The organism is Pseudoalteromonas piscicida (assembly GCF_002208135.1).
In the GTDB taxonomy this organism is placed as follows: domain Bacteria; phylum Pseudomonadota; class Gammaproteobacteria; order Enterobacterales; family Alteromonadaceae; genus Pseudoalteromonas; species Pseudoalteromonas piscicida_A.
This window is the reverse complement of sequence record NZ_CP021647.1, coordinates 728,518-747,851: the sequence shown is the minus strand read 5'-3', so window position 1 is coordinate 747,851 and position 19,334 is coordinate 728,518. Positions and strand designations below refer to the sequence as shown.

The window sequence follows — 19,334 nt, the reverse complement described above, 5'->3', positions numbered from 1 at the left end:
TATACCGTTATGGGGTATTTGCCCACGTCGAGTGGGCAACTAGTAAAACAGACTAAGCTGTGAATACAGCAAGGTAAGTTTCGTACACGAGAGACTTATTTGCGGAGATTGCAACGCTTATTTTAGTGCCCTCTACTTCATCCACAATCAGTTTTCCTGAAGTATCTTGCTCTTCATTCATGGCTTGTTCGATGCGGATCGCAAAGGATTGAGTTGAGACAATATCTGGATTGGTAATAACACAGGCAGCAAGCGGATCCCAAAAAGATAAGAAGCTACCGATCCCCTCTTTATTATCGGGATAGTCAAGTACTTCAGATAAAAATTGGGCTTGTGGCGACTGAATGTGCTTTAGTTTTGTCACAAAATCACTGTCAATTGGCACATCTGATGTTGCATTTAATGAAACTAAAGTAACTGGGAGTCCAGAGCCAATAACCTCTTCTGCACCTAGCGGATCGATAAAAATATTCCATTCAGCCACGGCATTTGAATAGTAGGGATTGTCACCCAAAGTATCGAGTATATTACCACCTGCACCAGGCGTAATGTACTCATCGGTAAGATTTCCGCCCATCATGACTATTTGCTCTATGGCATTAAAAATACCCGTTTGCAACTGTTTATCAGTTTTGGCTGTTTGTAATAGTTGGCCAAAGTTTGTACCACCGCCAATGGATAACACAGTCACTTTGTCTGAAGTGGACGAAAAGTAATCGGTTAACCACGCTTGCGCCTCATATATATTTGCTTGCGTATTCTTTTGAGGGAATGTGGCTTGATAATGGCTATCAGCACCTTGTCTGACAGTAGCTGGGAAAACATTACTATATCGCAGTGGTGCATTCGCACCTTTTAGGATAGGAAGCTTTTGCGTTTCATCACTATACAAGGTCAAAAAGTTAGCTAAGTTTTCCACTCCTTTAGACAAGTGAGCGGCTCCACAGCCTGTAACACTGATAGCTAATACTTCTATCTGCGGATGTTGAAGTAGGTAAGTTAGTGCCATGTAATCATCAAAGTCCATGTCGGTATCAATGATAACTTTTGTTAATTTGCTCATTTTCATTTCCTGTCTAAGTGAGTGAGTTAGGAATATAGAAAATAAAGAGCAGTAAAGATATTACAATTAGTTACACACAATTACACACATCAAACTTGTTACAGAGAGCGCAAATCGCTGAAGAGCGCAAATCGCTGACACCCACCACTAACTTGCCCTATTGCACACAGGTCATATTTTTTATGCATCAATTGGCACTGAGCATATTGCGCATCCTCGTGGCGATAGCGCAAATCGCTGACACCCACCACTAACTTGCCCTATTGCACACAGGTCATATTTTTTATGCATCAATTGGCACTGAGCATATTGCGCATCCTCGTGGCGAGGCGAGAATTTTGGTCATAGAGTCAGAGGGTAGTGTATAAAAAACTAGTAAATCGCTGACACCCACCACTAATTTGCACCTTCCTAAGATCCTGCCTAAGCTTTAATTCTGCACTCAAAGGATTGAGGAAACCAACTATGGCAACCGCCCGTAAAAGACAAATCAGTTTAACCGACACCAAATACTACCACTGTATCTCCCGTTGCGTAAGGCGTGCTTTTCTGTGCGGTGAAGATAAATTTACTGGCAAATCATACGAACACCGCCGGGATTGGGTTGAAGAAAAGCTCCTAATGTTGGCAACCGTATTTTGCATCGATGTCTGTGCTTATGCTGTGATGAGTAATCACACCCACATTGTTTTATATGTTGATGATAGAAAGGCTAAGCGCCTGTCGGATAAAGCAGTTGTAATACGGTGGCACAAGTTGTTTAAAGGCAATTGGATAAGCCAAAAATTTATTGAAGGTGAGCCACTCAGTGAATTGGAGCAATTGATACTCAGTGAACATGTCGCCAAGTACAGGGAAAGACTTGCAGATATTAGCTGGTTTATGCGAGTACTCAACGAAGACATCGCCCGCAGAGCAAATAAAGAAGATAACTGTACAGGTCGGTTTTGGGAAGGACGATTTAAATCCCAAGCGCTGCTGGACGAGGCGGCATTGGCTGCTTGTCTCGTTTACGTAGACCTAAACCCCATTAGAGCCAAAATCGCAGCAACACCTGAAACCTCAGACTACACCAGCATCAAAAAACGCATCGACCACGCTAAACAGGGCAAACAACCAAAAAGCCTACTACGCTTTGCGGGCAGCCCACGAAAACATATGCCAAAAGGCCTGCCTTTTGAACTCAAATCCTATATTGAATTGGTTGAACTCACAGGCCAATGTATTCGCGCCGATAAACGCGGGTATATCAATGAAGCACAACCCATTCTTACTCGATTAAATATAGAGCCTGACAACTGGATAAAACTCACCACACAATTTTCTCGGGTATTCCATGGTGCAGTTGGTCGAGAGCGAACAATAACCGCTTACTGTGAAACACTGCAAAAACGACGACGAACAAACCTAACAAACAGCAAGCGCTGGCTGGCTTAGCGAAACTCACGTTCTCAACTCTAGAATTTTCTTACTGTTGTATTCGTAGCGCGTTGCCGTGCGCGATAATCCAGTTTTAGTGCAGAGATATGCTTGGACACTAAAAATTAGCCTACCGATGAACGGTTTTGACCAAAGTGATTGAAGTGTTTTGATACTTTTTTTACTTCACTTCCTCAGCTTTGAGGCTAATAGTGATGGGTGTCACTTATTTTCTCCTTATTTTCTCACTTATTTTCATTTCCATTTATTTTCCTTAACTTTTTTTGGGTTTGGGTGCGTTTTATTTTATATTGAGATAACAACCTACTAATTAGAAGAATAAAATGAATCTAGCGAACAAAACCATTTGGATCACAGGGGCCTCTTCGGGTATTGGTAAAGCGCTGGCTATAGCTTGTGCAAAAAAAGGCGCTCGTATAATTTTATCGTCACGAAATACAGAAGCATTAGAGCAAGTAAAGTCGAGCTTAACGTCATCTCAGCAACATCTGATAGTGCCATTAGACCTAGCACAACCTGAGCAATTAAATGAATTGGTTGTTAATGCGATGTCACAAATTGGCCATGTTGATGTATTAGTAAACAATGGTGGTATAGGTCAACGAGGATTTGCTTGCGAAACTCAGCTTGATGTGCAGCGAAAGGTGATGGAAGTAAATTATTTTGGTGCTATTGCCATGACACAAGCGCTGTTGCCCTTTATGAAGCAGCAAGGTCAAGGCACTATTGCTACTGTAGCAAGCGTAGCTGGACTAGTAGGTGGTAAGAGTATGGCTGGTTACAGTGCTTCAAAACACGCAATTGTTGGTTATATGGATTGCCTTAGAGCGGAAGAAACCACTAATGGCATCAAGGTGTTAAATATTTGTCCTGGGTTTGTACATACACAAATATCCGTCAATGCGTTTCGAGGGGATGGGTCAAAATTTGATGAAATGGCCAGCTCAATTGCCAATGGTATTGCCGTAGAAGATTGTGCCGATCAAATTGTCACTGCATTAGAAAAAGACAAAGCACAAGTTATTATTGGTAAAGGTATTAGCTACTGGGCACCAACGGTGAATAAATTTTTCCCTGCAATATTTCGTCGATTAGCGGCAGCAAAAAATTATAGAGAGTAAGCTTTAGAGCTGGATAACGAGCAAAAAATTCTGTTTTTTTACACTCAAATTGCAATGTTTTGGTTGTGTTATTCAAAAAAGTTGCAATTTGAGAGTAGTAAGATCTTTTAGATCTTCAAGTAATTCAATAAATTAAATTGGTTTCAGGAAGAACTATTTATACAAACAAGGAAGTGGTTTAGATGAACGAATTAATGTAGGGTTTGTTCAGGTGAGTTGGTTAAGATAAACACTAACTTTTCTATATTAGCTTTTGGTTCATTCCTTGAACTTTGCAACTCAGGTAAGCAAATTTAAAGCGGGATTAAAGGCAGATACATGCCTTGTCATTTGCTTTAATATTGAAGTTTATGAGTTTTAAGACTGTCTATTGATGAAACGTTCAGCACGCGCAAAGAGCTTGTCACACTTATCTTTCTGCTCGCTATATTCGACCGAATCTTCCGTAAGAGCATCAAGCACTTCTTTTGCTTGACGATATTCACCTACCACTTGTTCAAGTTTACCTTCAAAATCCTCTTTCCGTGTTTTTTTACTACTTTGTCTTCTTGGTCTAGCCATAACTCACTTCTCTTTAAATCAAAGTCCCAATAATTTCTTTCGCTCTCGTTCAGACAGAATATCTTCGATTTTTCTTCTTACAACGTGAATATTATTTGACTTACTTTTATCAAGAGCCGCATCTTCGCCACTCTTTTTTTTCGACTGTTTTTTCAATTTAAAATCCTACCTCTCAAAACAAAATAATATGAACGAAAAACGCATAAAACTCCCTATCAATGTGAGTTAAAAACGCACATCAATTAAATGGAGTTTTATGAAATTATGGTGTTAATATTGAAATGGACTTTTACTTTGAGAGATGGATATTGACTGGAAGTCCTCTCCAGTCTATTCGCTACTTATACCAAAGTAACGTTTGCAGCATTTGGACCTTTAGCCCCTTGCTCAACATCAAAAGCTACTTTTTGACCTTCATTCAGTGTTTTAAAGCCTTCACTTACAATTGATTTAAAGTGAACAAAAACATCTGGACTACCATTTTCAGGTGTAATAAAGCCAAAACCTTTTAACTCATTAAACCATTTTACAGAACCTAAAATCTTGTTAGACATATATACCTCGATATATTAAAAAATATTAGTTACTAAGCATGTAATAAAGGAAAAGATATCGCAGAGCATATATGACGAACTGGTTCGAAAGGAAACTGAGAAGAACTTGAACTAAATGTTACATTAATAGGTAACTTATTGAGTCACCCACTATACACGAAATATAATTAATAGATATAACTTTCTTTTTTATTTTATTTATTCAACAAAATCAACAGCACAACCTTTCGCATTACACCTCGACTTTAGGTGCTTACTACACCTCACTCAAATACTGGATCATCCGTCCTGAGCGTTTCTCTTCTTTAAAGTCACAACTGGTTAAACGATATTGAACGAAGTTATCTGTTAAGCAGCGGGTGTCGTGGATATCGCCGGGTAGAAACACTCGGCAATCACCTGCTTTGAGCGTGTCTGTACCTCTTGATACAAGGTGGGTTTCGCCGCTTGCTGTGGTGACGGGTTTGTAAGTTGTCATTTCCATTTCGCCGGATTGCACGGCATAAAATACCCAACCGGCGCCATGATCATGAGGCGGGCGGTACGTGCCCTTTTCTTCGGCATGGACTAGCAGCATAAAACCATGGTCAGGGTCTTGGTAGAGTGTTTTTGATGCCAGCCTTTCACGCATAATGCTCGCAAGCCAAGGCTCGTGCGGTGGAGACTGAGTAAGTTCACTTAACAATTCACGTACTGTTACTGTGGTGCTTGAATTTAACCCGCTCCAGTTGGCTTTTATGTCATTGACGATTTTATCTAAGCTATTTTGCATTGCCTCTGCCTCTTATCGTTTGTTCACTGTCATTCGTTTAAGAGGAGCATACAACTTCAAGTTCACTTTAAGTCAAGGAATAGAATTGCTCGAATAATATCGGTTTCGCTTAAAACTGATAACTTAACGAAAGTTTGATGGTGCGACCAAAAATGGGTCTAGCATAAAAGATGGCCTCTTGATGGCTTAAATCGTCCCTAGGATTACCCTCAGTCAGCCCCAAAGCATTGGTGAGGTTTTTAACCTCAAGCTGTACACTGAGCTTGTCATTAATCGCCAACTCTGTAAATAAATCCCATGTTTGATAGGCTGGTAAGGCAAACCGATTGGCGATATCCGAATAACGTTTACCAACATACGACCAGGTGATAGCCGCGGTAATAGGTCCAGCTTTGTATTCCGGCGTCAGTCGTAGTTGTAATTCCGGCGTGCGTGTTATTTGATTGCCATTAAATTCGCTTTGTGGCAATTGCTTGGGAATGCCATAAAACCCAGCGTCTTGCCACACACCTATCGCTCTAAATTGCAAAGCCGGACTGTATTGATAGTCAAACTCGAACTCCAGCCCTCGTGTTTGGGTATTGATTGAAACGGCTTGTTGAGTCGTAGCCGCGCCGAGATATACCGTAAGCGGGAGCGGATCAAACTTGGTCTCAAATAACGCGCCACTAAACTGCCAATCAGCGGTTTGATAACGCAGTCCAACTTCACCTAACGCCAAACGAATGGGTTGACCAAAATCTTGTTGTGCGCGCTCTTTTTCACTTTTAGCCCACCCGCGGCCATTGCCGTAATTAATGAGCCGTGGCATTTCAAAGGCATCGGAATAACGTGCAAATATCGCCATCGCGTCACCAATTTGGTAATTAGCGCCAATACTGAGCGCATTTTGCGTAAAGGAATCACGCAAAGTGGCAGCCGAGAGATAGTGAGAATAAGCGGCTTTTGATGAGTCTGTGTACGACTTTACCCCCTCTAGTAGCGTGCTGGTGAGATTCAGATGTTCGTTACGCAGTGCCAAGTCAACTCTAAGGTTTTCAGTGAGCTGCCAGTCTATATTGGCATACAGCGAATGTGATTGAGACAAGCCGCTACCGCTTAAATAAACGGGTCCGGCGTAAGATAAAAAGCCTTGCTCGGTAAAATTGGCAATCACATTTTCTTGCCCATCAACCAGTACGATGTCCAGTCGCTCTGGTTGGTGCTTTACGTCAGTGAGTAACGCACCAAGCCATTTATCTAGCGGTAACTCATCAAAATCATTTCGTGCGTAAATATGGCCGAGGGTCAGTGACCACTGCGCATCGAGATAATCCACACTAAAATGATTTACCAGCTGCTGTTGTTTGTAACGTGAATATAAAGGATAACTAGCAGTCACGAGACCATTACCATTAAGCGTTGCGGGGTTGGCCACTAAGGTGTTATCTGAATAACGTAAGTATCGAGGGCGCAATGCGCTATTTGCAAAATGGCGTTTAAATTCGGTGATATCGGCGTGTTGCAATCGGCTTGTGGCGTCGACTATGGTTTGGTTGCCCAAATTCATTAAGGTATACAAATCATTGTTTAAGCTTGAAAGTCGCGCGCGATTGCTCAGGTTAAAGTGTTCAAAAAGCGGCATATTAAACAGTAAAGTGTAGCTGTTTAGGCGTGTTTGCTGAGCGTCTTCTAAGTCACGCTGCACGCGTCCTTCCGGAGTGAAGAAGGTGAGCGACCTTAGGTCGTCGCTCAGTAGGGTTCCATCGTCATAAGGCAGGCTCGCCAGCTCTCGAATTTCACCGCTGTTTTGCATCACTAAAGGCGCGTAAAAGCTGGTTTTATCGTTTAAATGTTTATAGCTAAAATCAAGCTCAAATGCGTCGGGTAACCAGCTCACGCGCGCACTCACTTGGCCCCCTAGGTCGCTTTGATAGCCCGGCTCCCGAATACCGTCGGAAGTGCGATAAAACCCGCCTACAGTATAAAACCATTCATCATTCAACGCTCCGCTAAACACGCCATCAAAACGAGTGTAGTCATAGCTCAACCCCTGACTCACTTTCACTAAATTAAAAGGATTTTCTGAGCCTCGCCTACCGATATAATTCACCATTGCCGCAGGCCCGTTCACGGTAAAAATACCGCTACTGCCGCCACGCACCGCTTCAATGGCTTGATGGGTTAGGTCTGGACGTAAAAAAAAGTCCCCCCAAATGCCATCATAGGTCACGGGCAATCCATCTTCCATCAGGCTGATAAATCTAAACCCCTCGCCACCTCTGAGCCCCCTTGGCGCAACATTATTGTTGGTTTCACCACCCGAGTCTTCAACCCAAAAGCCGGTGATATTTTTAAGCGCTTCTGCGCTGGAATACGGTGTTTGTTTTTCAAGTTGTAGGCTTGCAAGCTGAGTGATTGAAATAGACGAGTTTAAAATGCTACGGTTTTTGCCGCTTACACCCGTTACAATAATGCGCTCAAAGTGTTGTGCAGACTCAATTTTTTTAGGAGTCACAAAAATACGCTGCTGCTCTGGGTCTAGGGAAAAGTCGTAGGTGGCTTGTTGAAAGCTGGTGAGCAAGACTTGTTCGAGGGTGTAGCGGCCAGTTACCTGTTTAACGCTAATGTCATCTGGAATTTCAGCTGCACTTAACTGCCAGCCACTTTGCGCAGCAATATCGAGTAAACGCTGCTGCAAAGTCGCTTTAGGCAAGTTAAATTGATGATCCGTGGTAGCAAATGCAACGCCACCAAACCATATTAACCACGCTAACAGCGGGATTAATAGCTTGAATAACATAGTTTAAATCAATGTATTTATTATTGTATAAACTTTGTACCACTTATATTGTGACTTTGCTATGACACTTTTAGCTAATTTGCGATTAGGGTGTACTCCTCGCCTTTTTGCATCACGGTGATCGGATAAATCTTTTCTAAACTATTGAGCCAATCGTCTATTTCAGTGGTTAAAAAGGTGCCGTTGTAGGTCAGTTTTGCTAGGCGTTGATCGCTTAATTTCACTTTGATTTCGCTATATCGTGACACATCATTAAGCACATTACCTAACTCTGCGTTTTGATACACTAAGTAGCCTTTTTGCCACGCCATGGTCAACGCTTCACCTTGGGCTTTACTACGGGTAACTTCGCCTTGCTGCGTGACTTCTACCGCTTGCCCTTGGGTCAATTTAATTGCTTGTTGCTGAGTCACAGCCACACGCCCCTCAAGCACATCGACTCTAATTGAAGCCGGATTGGCGCGAACATTAAACACCGTGCCTAGCGCCTCTACTTGGCTGTTTTGGTAGCGCACGATAAACGGTCGCTGCTTGTCTTTACTCACGCTAAACAGCGCCTCACCTTGGTACAACAGTAGTTCTCTTGAAGTGTTGCTGTAGCGAACAGCCAATTGGCTATTGGCCCCTAAATCAACCTGACTATTATCATCTAGCGTAATGGTGCGATGCTCGTTGACCTTAGTTTGAAAGAACTCGCTGTACACTGTATCGACTGGTGCAGGCTTCGCACTGGCAACGGGTGCTTGCTGTAGTGGCTGCTCCGGTGCCACCAAAGTTACCAAACCAACCAGCAGCAAAGTAGCGGCAATCGCAAGATACCAAGGCTGAGCGCGGCGCTTGGGTTGTGGCTTAATGTCAGTTGCAGCCGTGGTATTTTCTGCATCTAGCTGTGCAAGCTGCTGAGTAACATAGTCATCGTCAAGTTGAGCTGAAAGCGTCCAAAGCTCCAGCATTTTATTGAACACATCACTGTGTCGTGGATTTTCAGCTAACCAAGCGTTAAGCGGCTGTGGATATTGAGTGCTGTCATGAGGTGAGATCTGCTGCTCGTCTAAGACTAATAACCAATCAGCGGCTTGTTCTTCAATTATTGCTAAATCGTCAGATAATGGAGTCATGTTTATATCCTTAACACTCATGATCAAAGCTCATGCTGTAACTGCTGGTAGCAATGACGAACTGCACGTAATACATATTTTCTTACCATACTTGGGGATATCTGTAAGGTCAAAGCTATCTCCTCATAGCTTTGACCACGTATTTTATACAATAAAAAAGCCAGCCTACATTTATCGGGTAAGCTTGCGAGAGACTTTTCCATTTCTTTAAGTAGCTCTTGGTTGTGGTGGTTTTGTTCAGGGTTAGCACTTGCACAAGGCTGTGGCATTTGATCGCTATCGTGCTCACGATCATCAAACGGGCTACGCGCTTTGCGCCGCAGCTTATCAATAGCCAAATTGGTTGCAATTTTATACAAGTACGCGGCGATGTAGTTGCTGACATTATCCTGCTCAAGTCCAAGCAACTTCACAAACGCCTCTTGGGCAACGTCTTCCGCCTCACGTTTGTCTAACCCTTTACCCATAATATGGCGGATCAGCTTTTGTTGTTGTTTTAAAAACAGCTGCTCTACTTGCTGGCGACGTGCAAGTTCATCGTTTGCAGCGGCCTTAATGGTATCGACTGCTTTGCGCTTAAAAGATAATAACGGTGGCATGTATACGCATCCTACTCTTCCATTTGTGTTAGCGTGCAGCGAACCCATAAATAGTAGGTTCGCTGGCGTTGCTTAAACCAATTTGCTTAATTAACCGTTGCGACTCGGCTTACTTTGCCCGAATCACTCACCGTTCTGAGTTGTACTTTAGATGACGCGGTCAATGTCACAGGCCCTTCATAGCGCTGCCATGTTACGCCTTGGTCAACCGAATACTCCGTAGCCATGCCAACAAACCGGGTATTGACAATTAACTTACCACCTTCAATCGCGCCTCCAGGTAATGGAATACGATAATTTACCCCTACCTGCTGTGGTATTTGAGCATTAATATCGACCACTTGGTAATAGTCCAATAGTGGTAGAGCGTATTGTCCTAAAGTGTTGGTAAAGGTGTGCCAAGCCTCGGTAGTCGCTGCGCCTTGCGCTGGCATATCTTGCACCCATGCACGCTCAGCGGCACCCAGTAATTTCGGGAAAGTCATGTAATCAAGAATTTCTGGTGACTTTTGGTTTTCGCCAAATAGTTGCGCCTGAATACCTTGAACATTTTGTTTACCCGCTTCGCTCAGTAACACCCATTTTGGGTTCAACGGCACTGGATTGCCCAGCTTGTCACGCTCCGCATTAGCGTAAATATTAAACGGACGATATTCAAACGCCTTTTTGGTATCTGTGTAACCTGCCCAGTGATAGCCTATTTCATCCGGATGCTTGTTATATGCAAGGTCAAGATACAAGTTTGTCGCATGGGCCAGCACCACTTTGTGACCTTGGTTAGCAAACTTGTAGGCCTGATGCTCATTGCCCCAACCCCACACGTTATTCCAAAACACGGGGAATATCTCACCGTAACTTACATTACCCGTACCATTGTGCGATAACACATCGCCCCAGGTTGCCATATCAAAACCATGCTGATTGACTATCTGCTTCCAGCGTAAAAAGAAGTAGTCAAACAGCTCTGCATCGGTTTTGCCCGCCGTAGCTGGGTTTTGACCGACCGCTGGAGATTGCGCCCACCATTCATTCGGGCCTAAATGTGGTAGCTCGTCACCACCGCCATGTAGCCGAGTCAGTGTCGCATCGGGCACAGCATCATAAATGGCGCGTGTTTCTTTCACTACATGGTTGAGGAAAGTAAAGGTGCTCTCAAGCGCTGGGTTCACAAAATTGTCGGTATAAAATTGTGGGGTGTAATACTGCGACTGGTCGAGCGGATCAATCAACCTAAAACGATTTGCTTCAACTGGGTCGCTATCTTTGTATTTGTTGTAGCGATATTCCATCGCTTTGATTGCTGCACGCGCATGGGCTGGAAAGTCATATTCGATGATCACATCGATATGACGGTCAGCGGCATACTGAAGAATTTCTTTAAAATCATTCACCGTGTAGTAGCCCCAGCCTTTACCGAGAAAGTTTTGCTGAGCAATTTCAAAGCCTTGATAACTAGGCGCGGTGCCTAAGTTTGCTGCTGTTTCATCCGTGGGTTTATTTTCAATCCCATCTCCTGGCGCAAAACCATTGGCAGCTCCCATAAAAGTATGCAGCATCGTACTTTCGCTCAGGTCATATCCCCGCTTTGCCCCAAACTCCGTGAGTTCAGGAATACCAGGAATTTCTAGTCGCCAACCTTCATCGTTGGCAAGGTTAATTTCGAACTTGTTTAACTTGTAAAATGCCATCAAGTCCAACAACTTAAATACCGTTTCTTTGCTTTGGAAATTGCGCGACACATCCAGCATCATGCCTCGATATTCAAACCGTGGTGCATCCAAAATGGTGCTAGCGGGTAGTACGGCATTGTCGGACAAAGTGGCTGAGTTTTTAGCCGTTTTATACACAGTGGTGGGGAGCATTTGACGAAGTGTCTGAATACCATAAAACACCCCTTGGGCGTCACTTCCGGTAATGGTGATCCCCGCGAATGCATCGACTTCAAGCTGATAACCACTTGCGTCCGGCTGATTGTCTTGATTGGTATCGAGATTTGGGTCTAGCTGCAACTTGATAAGGTTCGGGCCATTTTGCACCGTGCTATTAATCGCAAATGTGCCGCTCAGAATATCGCGCAGTGCAGTTTGTAAGAAGGTGGCTTCTTTAGCCAGTGAAGCCGGCGCTGAAATACTGGTTAATTGGCTCATCAAAGTTAAAAATTCATCATTCGGAGTGACCACTGAATGGGGCTGCGGAACCAAGCGGTTTTTCAGCGGCAATGCCATGTGCGTCGCGCTGTTTTCGGCGAATCGGATGGCGGACGTTTGCACCGGCATATTATCGTTAACCGCTTGCTTTGTTTGTTTTGGATCGCTTGGGTCCATCATCACGTCCACCAGCACAGCTTGAGGCGCTTGGTTATTGTAGCTAATGTGAAAACCCGACGGTGAGTCGTTTTTCAGCATTTGCCAATACTGTGCAACGATTTCAATAGTACGAGACTCACCCGATTGAATGGGGGCAAAACCCGCTGTGGGCTTAAGTACAAAGTAATCACCACTTTTTGCGTCATCGGCATTTTCTAAACTTAGATTCTGCGCGGCGATATGCTGGCGCGCATACTGACCATTTGGATCTGAGTCTGGTAGTACGCTTGCAGGCGGCCTTACCGAGCTAAAATAAAGCGCCCAGCCAGACTCACCCAACGGTTCAAGACCATTATTAGTAATCGTCAGACTGCCAAGAAAGATATTCTCTCCAATGCCATGATCCACGACTTGCCAGCGTAATGCTAAGTTATCTGGGTGAGGATGTGCGACGCTATAGTGGCTCGCAGTCAACAAGGCTAAGCCTGACAGTGAGGCAGTAATTATCTGTTTTTTTGCAAACATGTTGGCTCCTAAAATATTGTTATTGTTCGGATAGAGCGCGTACTGCTGCCACTCTATCTATTAAAACGTTTGAGCCGAGGAAGTTGGGAATGGAATCGTAAATAATGCCCTAATTAGGGCTGGTGTGATTAATATACCGCTATTTCATCGATATACAGCGGAAGTTTGGGGATCTGGATATCGTCAGATTGCTTACTATTAACGGCCACCACCTTTAAAAAGCGCACACTTACAGGAGCAAACGACAACACCGACATGGGCCCACGCGGATTATTAACCTCAGCTAACGTTTGCCACTGTTGTTTATCACTTGAACCCAGTACTTGAATATGTGTTGGCGGGTGCAGTTGTCTATGTCGCCCGCTGTCAAAGCCCAGCTTAACCTGCTGCACTTGCGTTGACGCATCCAAGTCAATAACCGCCTCAAGATCAGTATCGTAAAAAATCGCATAATCATCAACGCTGTAAAATTGATCATAGGCAAATTGACCATCCTGCAGCTTAGTCGCAGAGCCTTCGGCGGCTAGCGAAGCAAGCGTTATCTCTTTTCCAAGCGCTAAATGAGGCGAAAGCGTTAAACGCGCATCGCCTACCAGTTGCCCTAGATCGCTTACATAACTGCGGGCGCGAAGCTGCGTTTCGTCAGTTATCACTAGCGGCTTTTGATATTGCTGGGATTGTAGCGTTGGCTCGCTGCCGTCTAAGGTATAGTAAATAGCCGTGTTGGCAATTTCAGAGGTAATGGTGGCGATGAGCTGCTGCCCATTAATCTCACTTGAAATAATAGGCTTATGGCTACTATAAGCGGTATTGAGGTGCATCTGCTGGTAGCGTTTTAAAAGCGCGGGTAAACGATATTGGCTGTAATCAGACCACGACTTTTGTGTTTTATCCGACCACAATGTTTCGGCCAGCGCACTCAAGCGCGGAAACAGCATATACTCAGCATGACGAGGCGTTTTTATATATTCAGTCCAAAGTGCCCCTTGCGCACCAATTATAAAGGCTTGTTGCTCAGCGGTTAAGTGGCTGGGTTGTGGCTCATATTGATAAACGTTTTTTAGACTTGAAAGCCCATGGATGGCTTTGGGCTCGTCAAGATTGCGCGATTGATAGGCATCAAAATAAATATATTGATAAGGGCTCATGATCACCTGATGACCCATTTTTGCAGCTTGAATGCCTCCTTCCGTGCCCCGCCAAGACATAATCACGGCGTCATCCGCTACCCCTCCTTCTAATATTTCATCCCAACCAATCACCGTATTGCCAAGATTTTGGACGATTTTGGCGACCCGTTTAATAAAATAGCTTTGCACTTGCTCAGGTGTGGTTAACTGATGCTGTTGCATCAACTTTTTCACCTCGGGACTTTCTAACCACTGTTTTTTTATCACCTCATCGCCACCAATATGAATATATTGGCTTGGAAATAGCTCGGCAACCTCTTTGTATACAACACCAAGAAAAGCAAACACGTCTTCACGGGGGCATAGCACATCTTCAAAAATACCAAACTGCGGCTGTACCTTTACTGCTCGCTGGTGACAAGATAACTCTGGATATGCGGCAAGCATCGCACTGCTATGCCCCGGAATATCAATTTCAGGGATCACTTCAATATGTCGCGCCTGCGCATACTCAATCACTTCCTTAATTTGCGCCTTGGTATAAAAGCCCGACACCGTTTTATTATCAAACAATGGTTGATAATCATAGGTATGACCAACCACGGTATGAGGCCGCGTTGCCCCAATTTCGGTTAGTCTAGGGTACGCATCAATGGCAATTCGCCAGCCTTGATCATCGGTTAGGTGCCACTGGAAGACATTGAATTTATGCATCGCCAGCCAATCGATATAACGCTTCACAAAAGCCACATCGAAAAAGTGCCGACTCACATCTAAATGCATGCCACGGTATGAGAATCTGGGCTGATCTTTTATTTCTACCGCAGGTATTGCCCAACTCGCCTGATTGATGGGCATACGCGACTCAATCTCTGCAGGGAGTAATTGTCGCAGCGACTGCATCCCCCAAAATAATCCGGTCGTAGTATTCGCTCGTATTTCAACCCCTTCAGGTGTCACGCTCAGCGTGTATCCCTCTTGAGATAACGCTGCATCGACAATCTTAAAAGCAATACTATTTTTAGTTGTATTATCAGCCTGAGACACTGGCAACTGATAGCCCGTAGGCGAGCGCAAAAAGATCGCTAATTGCTGCGCAACGCTTTGAGCTTGCTGCTGGTTAAAGGTAATTTTACTGTCATGGGTAAGGTTAAAGTGACCGTTACCAAAACTAGCACTCACCGGTTTTGGGGTGATCTGTAGCGCTGCACAAAGTGGTGTGAGCAACAAAGAAAACAGCAATAAACTGCTTTGCAAAAACGTATAAAAGACACTCTGGTTCATAAATAACTTCCTGAGAAAAGCCCGCTTGTAGCGGGCTTGAGTGAACTAATTAGCACTGGGCAGTGTGCAGATTAGCAAGGGAAAGACAGGGTCTAATGACCTTTGCTATTTAATTTTTGTTCCCCTGAGTGAGTTTTGGTCGCGACGCTCGACTTGTATAAATACCAATCAAACTGCTGCAAAAACAAACTTAAAAGAACATTAGGCCCTAAAAATTAAGCGTCAGCGATGCGCTGATGGTGCGTCCTAAGATCGGCCGAGCATAGTAATAGTCGTATCCTGCTTGAACATCGTTGATGGCACGCGGGTTTCCTTCGGTTAACCCAAGTTCATCACTGATATTTGTCGCTTTCACATGCAGTGCAACCGCGTCGGTAAAGCGATAATTCACCCCCATATCGATTGTGGTGTAGGCAGGGAGCTCAAACTTATTCTCACCGTCTGAGTAACGCTCTCCTAAGTGGTGAATGGTTAAATAGATATCACCATCGTCAAAGTAGTAGGTTGGCGTTAACCTAAGCTGCACTTTGGGTGTGCGCTTCACTTGCTTGCCTTCCCAATGTGCAAATGCCCCAGTAAATCCTTCCATTTTTGGGTTTTGCAACACGCCAGTCAACTCAAGCTGTAAATTGTCGTGTGCCTGCCACACTGTTTCAAACTCAAGACCATCGGTAACTGTGTCTATGGTTTGATTCGCCACCTCACCATCGCTGCCGGTAAAATTACGTTCCACTAAGTCATTAAATTTAGTTCTAAACAAGGTCAGTGATGCGCCAATTGAATCGCCAGCATAGCGAGTACCCAATTCGCTAAAGATTAAATTAACGCTGTCATTAAAGTCAGCATCAACCCCTGAGTGAATATTCTGACCAAAGCTCATTAACCTTGGCATTTCAAAGGCGTCGGCATAACGACCAAATACTGACACATCATCCGAGAAGGTATAGTTGAATCCCACCGTCCATGCAGTTTCGGTTTCGCTACGTGTTTTCGATAAGAAATTGTTTGACGGGATGTCGACGTAATTGTTGGCAAGATTGTTATCTATGTCATTACCAGCGCTGTCAAAAGCGCCAGCAACAGGCTGGGCAAATGTGGTCGCAGAGGCTGTGCTATCCAGCTCCAACCACTCAACCCGAATCCCACCGTCAATACGAAGGTTATCGGTTGCTTGGTATTGCTCATTGATAAATAAAGAGTTGGAAGTACTGGTACCAAAAGCGGTTGCCTGACCCCAACCAGGAGCATAACCCGTTGAGCCGTGGTCAGTTAGTTGACCAACCACTTGCTGATTGCTGTTAACTGCAACAATATCGAGTAATCGAGCATTGTCTTTTACTTCCGTTAAAAACTGCGATTCCCATTTATCAACTGGCAAGGAGTCCGCATCTACATAGGCAAATAACCACCCTATGGTCAGCGTGTGCTGATCACCTTCATAGGTAAAATTGAGCTTGTTAACAAACTGCTCGGCATCATAGCGCGAATAAAGCGGGTAGCTTGTGGTGACTAAGCCGTTTCCGTTTAAATTGCTGACATCTGTCAGTATTTCACCACTATCGACGTATCGATACCGTGCGGCAACGGCGCCATCACTGGCAAACTGGTCCAGCATATTTTGCACATCTTGCTGCCCAAGTCGGGTATTGGCATTGACGAGCGTCGAGTTATCGAAGTTAAGCAAAATATACATGTCGTTTTCAAACTGTGAGTAACGGCCAGCTGTATTTAGCAGCCAACGGTCGCTTAACTCCCAATCTAAGTGATAGCCTAGCGTACTAAACTTGGTATGCTGCCCATCTTTAAGGTCTCGTGTTTTATAGCCGCCATCAGGCTGTAAATAGTGTAAAAAGCGCTGACCATTACCAATTAGGGTGCCATGCTGTGGGTCAACACCAGCAATGCCTTTAGGGTCGCTTTGATCTCTAAGCGGAATAGGCACAAAGAAAGTGGTATGGTCATTAAGGTGTTTGGCAGACAGCGTGAGTTGGCCTTTTTCGAACTCACGCACTAAATTGAGTCGAAGTTGGCCGCCGTGATCTGCGGTAAACTCAGTGTCTCTCACGCCATCCGAGCGACGATAAGAGCCACCGATCGACATTTTCCAGTTGTCACTAATGGGTGTGCCATAAAAGAACTCGCCGCGATACATGCCGTAATCGGCAGCAGTTAAGCGGATCGTCGCTTCTTCAATGTCATCCGGTTTGCGGGTAATAAAGTTTACTAACGCCGCAGGGCCATTGGTGGTCAGTAGGCCTGAGGTGCCCCCACGAACCGCTTCCATATGTTCAATCGTGATATCTTGACGCTGATAAAAATCAACCCAAACGCCGTCGTACACAACAGGTAGCCCGTCTTCTTCAACACCGATATAACGGAAACCTTCACCGCCACGTAGTCCTCTAGGCGCAACATTATTGTTGGTTTCACCACCTGAATCTTCAACCCAAAAGCCAGGCACGCTTTCCAGTAGATCCGCCGTACCTAGCGGTGCTTCTCGCGCCAACTGTTCGGCATTTAAGGTGGTAATTGAGACTGATGATTCCAACTTAGTTTGGCCACGCCCACCGCTGCCAGTGACGACAATTCGCTCAAGGTCGAGTAGTTTCTTTTTTTCTGTATTTACTTGAGCGTCTTGTGCTTTTGTTTGTGCAAGCGCGGCTTGCGAACCCAATAACGCGCCACTGATAGCAAGCGCAATAAGATGTTTGTTATAACGAGATGTATTGTTGCTCATGGTATTCCCTTCATTCTTGTTGTTGGCAGAGCAAGTGAGTGAACGCTCTGTAAACCTATAAACGAACGAAGTGAAAGTTTTAGGAATATTTTTAAGCAAAAAAAATAAAGAGAAGTAACTTTTTGATACTAAGAGGCAAAAGATAATATCGCCAAAGGTTATAATTTCAATATAGTAAATTGCTGTATTCTGTTACTTGACAATTGCAATTTTTAGAACTACATACCATAGACTCATAAGGACATAAAAAACGCCTTCATGAGCCGCCCCACTTGCGCATATAAACAAGGTGAAAGCTTCGTTAGCTTGCGGGTTTCAGTGGGTATTTAACCTGAATTTTTGTACAATTGACGATAAGGAATTCTGTTATGAAAGTAATATCCACTTTAATTATACTAGTATTCAGTGCTTGTGCATTGGCAACTCAAACTACAAATGAGCCTTCCATTCAAACTCAAGTTGAACTAGATAATTTACTTATCAACAATCAGCAACCAATTCATTTAAACTTGGTGTCGTCAACAAGTAGAACTCCTCCTTCGTGTGACTGGAGTGAGTGTGTTGACAATTGTGATGAATCTCGAAAAGATTGCCTCAAAGGTAGCAACTCTTCTAAGTGCGGCCCTATTTATGAGCGTTGTAAAGAACGCTGTAACAAGCGCTGTAAATAGAAGCAGGCATTAGAAAGTGATATATATAGGATATAGTATATTTGCCTTAGTACTGGGGTGCTTTATTGGCGCGTCAAATACCCCAGTCGTTGCTTCTTTTTTTGCGGTTGTCGCTGCTTTATTAGGTACTATTTTTGGCGTTATTAAGATTGAGGTTAATTCACCGACTAAGCAGAAACTCAACTTACTCGGTGCATTAATTGCAATATTTTCAGTATCATTACTCATTGGCGCAATCATTGGGGAAAAATATCGAAACTATGAAATACCACTAAAGCAAAAAATAGTTCCGTGGGAAGGAAAGCAAGCACCTTCTAATACGTATGAAGCGCTCGACTGGATAATAACCGCTAAGAAACTCTCGGCGCTTGGATATAGTACGAATCAAATATCAGAATTGTATGACATTAGGCTAATTGAGAAAGTAAGACTGGAAAAAGTCATTGCTCAAGAACAAGAAAGTCGAAATGACTGTTATACACTTGAAAATACCGTTATATATAACCAATCAAATCCATTTCACACCATGCTTCCGGATAATTTAACAACACCGAAAAAAGCCGCAGCAAGAGGCCCTGCTAGTGAGAAAGACAATTAATCGCTCTGGGCTTAGCTTTCAGAATTAATATTTTCTCATCCAGAAATTAACGAATTGTTAGGCAGTTAGCAGG

14 protein-coding genes are annotated in these 19,334 nt (G+C 43.9%); 3 read left to right on the top strand and 11 right to left on the bottom strand.

Annotation, left to right across the window (positions count from 1 at the left end; translation table 11 throughout):
- Positions 1–52: 52 nt before the first annotated feature.
- Positions 53–1,063 (bottom strand): nucleoside hydrolase, encoded by a 1,011-nt coding sequence (locus tag B1L02_RS21765; RefSeq protein WP_197696999.1) that lies wholly within the window; start codon positions 1,061–1,063, stop codon positions 53–55.
- A 465-nt stretch (positions 1,064–1,528) separates the two neighbouring features.
- On the opposite strand from B1L02_RS21765, the gene B1L02_RS21760 reads away from it, so the two are divergent.
- Both B1L02_RS21760 and B1L02_RS21755 read left to right on the top strand, forming a co-directional pair.
- On the top strand, positions 1,529–2,500 hold the full coding sequence (locus tag B1L02_RS21760; protein ID WP_088532830.1) for a transposase: 972 nt from the start codon (positions 1,529–1,531) through the stop codon (positions 2,498–2,500).
- Between the two features lie 326 nt (positions 2,501–2,826).
- On the top strand, positions 2,827–3,624 hold the full coding sequence (locus tag B1L02_RS21755) for an SDR family oxidoreductase (protein ID WP_088532829.1): 798 nt from the start codon (positions 2,827–2,829) through the stop codon (positions 3,622–3,624).
- Positions 3,625–3,981: 357 nt separating this feature from the next.
- On the opposite strand, the gene B1L02_RS21750 is transcribed toward B1L02_RS21755, so the two are convergent.
- The 10 genes from B1L02_RS21750 to B1L02_RS21710 all read right to left on the bottom strand — a co-directional run bounded on the left by B1L02_RS21750 (position 3,982) and on the right by B1L02_RS21710 (position 17,992).
- The gene (locus B1L02_RS21750) at positions 3,982–4,185 is read right to left on the bottom strand and encodes a hypothetical protein (protein WP_010375761.1); all 204 of its coding nucleotides are present in this window, start codon (positions 4,183–4,185) and stop codon (positions 3,982–3,984) included.
- An 18-nt stretch (positions 4,186–4,203) separates the two neighbouring features.
- Positions 4,204–4,341 carry a hypothetical protein gene (locus tag B1L02_RS24070; RefSeq protein ID WP_019647480.1) on the bottom strand — a complete coding sequence of 46 codons (138 nt, stop codon included), beginning with the start codon at positions 4,339–4,341 and terminating at the stop codon, positions 4,204–4,206.
- A 185-nt stretch (positions 4,342–4,526) separates the two neighbouring features.
- Entirely contained in the window at positions 4,527–4,739 is a 213-nt protein-coding gene (cspE, locus tag B1L02_RS21745) for a cold-shock protein (RefSeq protein ID WP_010375758.1), read from the bottom strand.
- 256 nt (positions 4,740–4,995) lie between these two features.
- Positions 4,996–5,511 (bottom strand): hypothetical protein, encoded by a 516-nt coding sequence (locus B1L02_RS21740; RefSeq protein ID WP_088532828.1) that lies wholly within the window; start codon positions 5,509–5,511, stop codon positions 4,996–4,998.
- A gap of 109 nt (positions 5,512–5,620) precedes the next feature.
- On the bottom strand, positions 5,621–8,293 hold the full coding sequence (locus B1L02_RS21735) for a TonB-dependent receptor (RefSeq protein WP_088532827.1): 2,673 nt from the start codon (positions 8,291–8,293) through the stop codon (positions 5,621–5,623).
- A 74-nt stretch (positions 8,294–8,367) separates the two neighbouring features.
- Positions 8,368–9,411, bottom strand: a complete 1,044-nt coding sequence (locus B1L02_RS21730; RefSeq protein ID WP_088532826.1) for a FecR family protein — start codon at positions 9,409–9,411, stop codon at positions 8,368–8,370.
- Between the two features lie 23 nt (positions 9,412–9,434).
- Entirely contained in the window at positions 9,435–10,010 is a 576-nt protein-coding gene (locus B1L02_RS21725; protein WP_088532825.1) for an RNA polymerase sigma factor, read from the bottom strand.
- 86 nt (positions 10,011–10,096) lie between these two features.
- Positions 10,097–12,841, bottom strand: coding sequence for a family 20 glycosylhydrolase (locus tag B1L02_RS21720; protein ID WP_088532824.1), 2,745 nt, complete (start codon positions 12,839–12,841; stop codon positions 10,097–10,099).
- A gap of 128 nt (positions 12,842–12,969) precedes the next feature.
- Positions 12,970–15,255, bottom strand: a complete 2,286-nt coding sequence (locus B1L02_RS21715; RefSeq protein ID WP_088532823.1) for a beta-N-acetylhexosaminidase — start codon at positions 15,253–15,255, stop codon at positions 12,970–12,972.
- Positions 15,256–15,463: 208 nt separating this feature from the next.
- Entirely contained in the window at positions 15,464–17,992 is a 2,529-nt protein-coding gene (locus B1L02_RS21710; RefSeq protein WP_088532822.1) for a TonB-dependent receptor domain-containing protein, read from the bottom strand.
- A gap of 687 nt (positions 17,993–18,679) precedes the next feature.
- Here B1L02_RS21710 and B1L02_RS21700 point away from each other — a divergent pair.
- A complete protein-coding gene (locus B1L02_RS21700) occupies positions 18,680–19,261 on the top strand; it encodes a hypothetical protein (RefSeq protein WP_088532820.1) in 582 nt (193 codons plus the stop codon).
- Positions 19,262–19,334 lie beyond the last annotated feature (73 nt).

What these genes read in the sequence shown, in the direction of transcription:
- B1L02_RS21765 (WP_197696999.1), bottom strand. Translation starts at nt 1,063, where the DNA reads ATGAGCAAATTAACAAAAGTTATCATTGATACCGACATGGACTTTGAT.
- B1L02_RS21760 (WP_088532830.1), top strand. Translation starts at nt 1,529, where the DNA reads ATGGCAACCGCCCGTAAAAGACAAATCAGTTTAACCGACACCAAATAC.
- B1L02_RS21755 (WP_088532829.1), top strand. Translation starts at nt 2,827, where the DNA reads ATGAATCTAGCGAACAAAACCATTTGGATCACAGGGGCCTCTTCGGGT.
- B1L02_RS21750 (WP_010375761.1), bottom strand. Translation starts at nt 4,185, where the DNA reads ATGGCTAGACCAAGAAGACAAAGTAGTAAAAAAACACGGAAAGAGGAT.
- cspE (WP_010375758.1), bottom strand. Translation starts at nt 4,739, where the DNA reads ATGTCTAACAAGATTTTAGGTTCTGTAAAATGGTTTAATGAGTTAAAA.
- B1L02_RS21740 (WP_088532828.1), bottom strand. Translation starts at nt 5,511, where the DNA reads ATGCAAAATAGCTTAGATAAAATCGTCAATGACATAAAAGCCAACTGG.
- B1L02_RS21735 (WP_088532827.1), bottom strand. Translation starts at nt 8,293, where the DNA reads ATGTTATTCAAGCTATTAATCCCGCTGTTAGCGTGGTTAATATGGTTT.
- B1L02_RS21730 (WP_088532826.1), bottom strand. Translation starts at nt 9,411, where the DNA reads ATGACTCCATTATCTGACGATTTAGCAATAATTGAAGAACAAGCCGCT.
- B1L02_RS21725 (WP_088532825.1), bottom strand. Translation starts at nt 10,010, where the DNA reads ATGCCACCGTTATTATCTTTTAAGCGCAAAGCAGTCGATACCATTAAG.
- B1L02_RS21720 (WP_088532824.1), bottom strand. Translation starts at nt 12,841, where the DNA reads ATGTTTGCAAAAAAACAGATAATTACTGCCTCACTGTCAGGCTTAGCC.
- B1L02_RS21715 (WP_088532823.1), bottom strand. Translation starts at nt 15,255, where the DNA reads ATGAACCAGAGTGTCTTTTATACGTTTTTGCAAAGCAGTTTATTGCTG.
- B1L02_RS21710 (WP_088532822.1), bottom strand. Translation starts at nt 17,992, where the DNA reads ATGAGCAACAATACATCTCGTTATAACAAACATCTTATTGCGCTTGCT.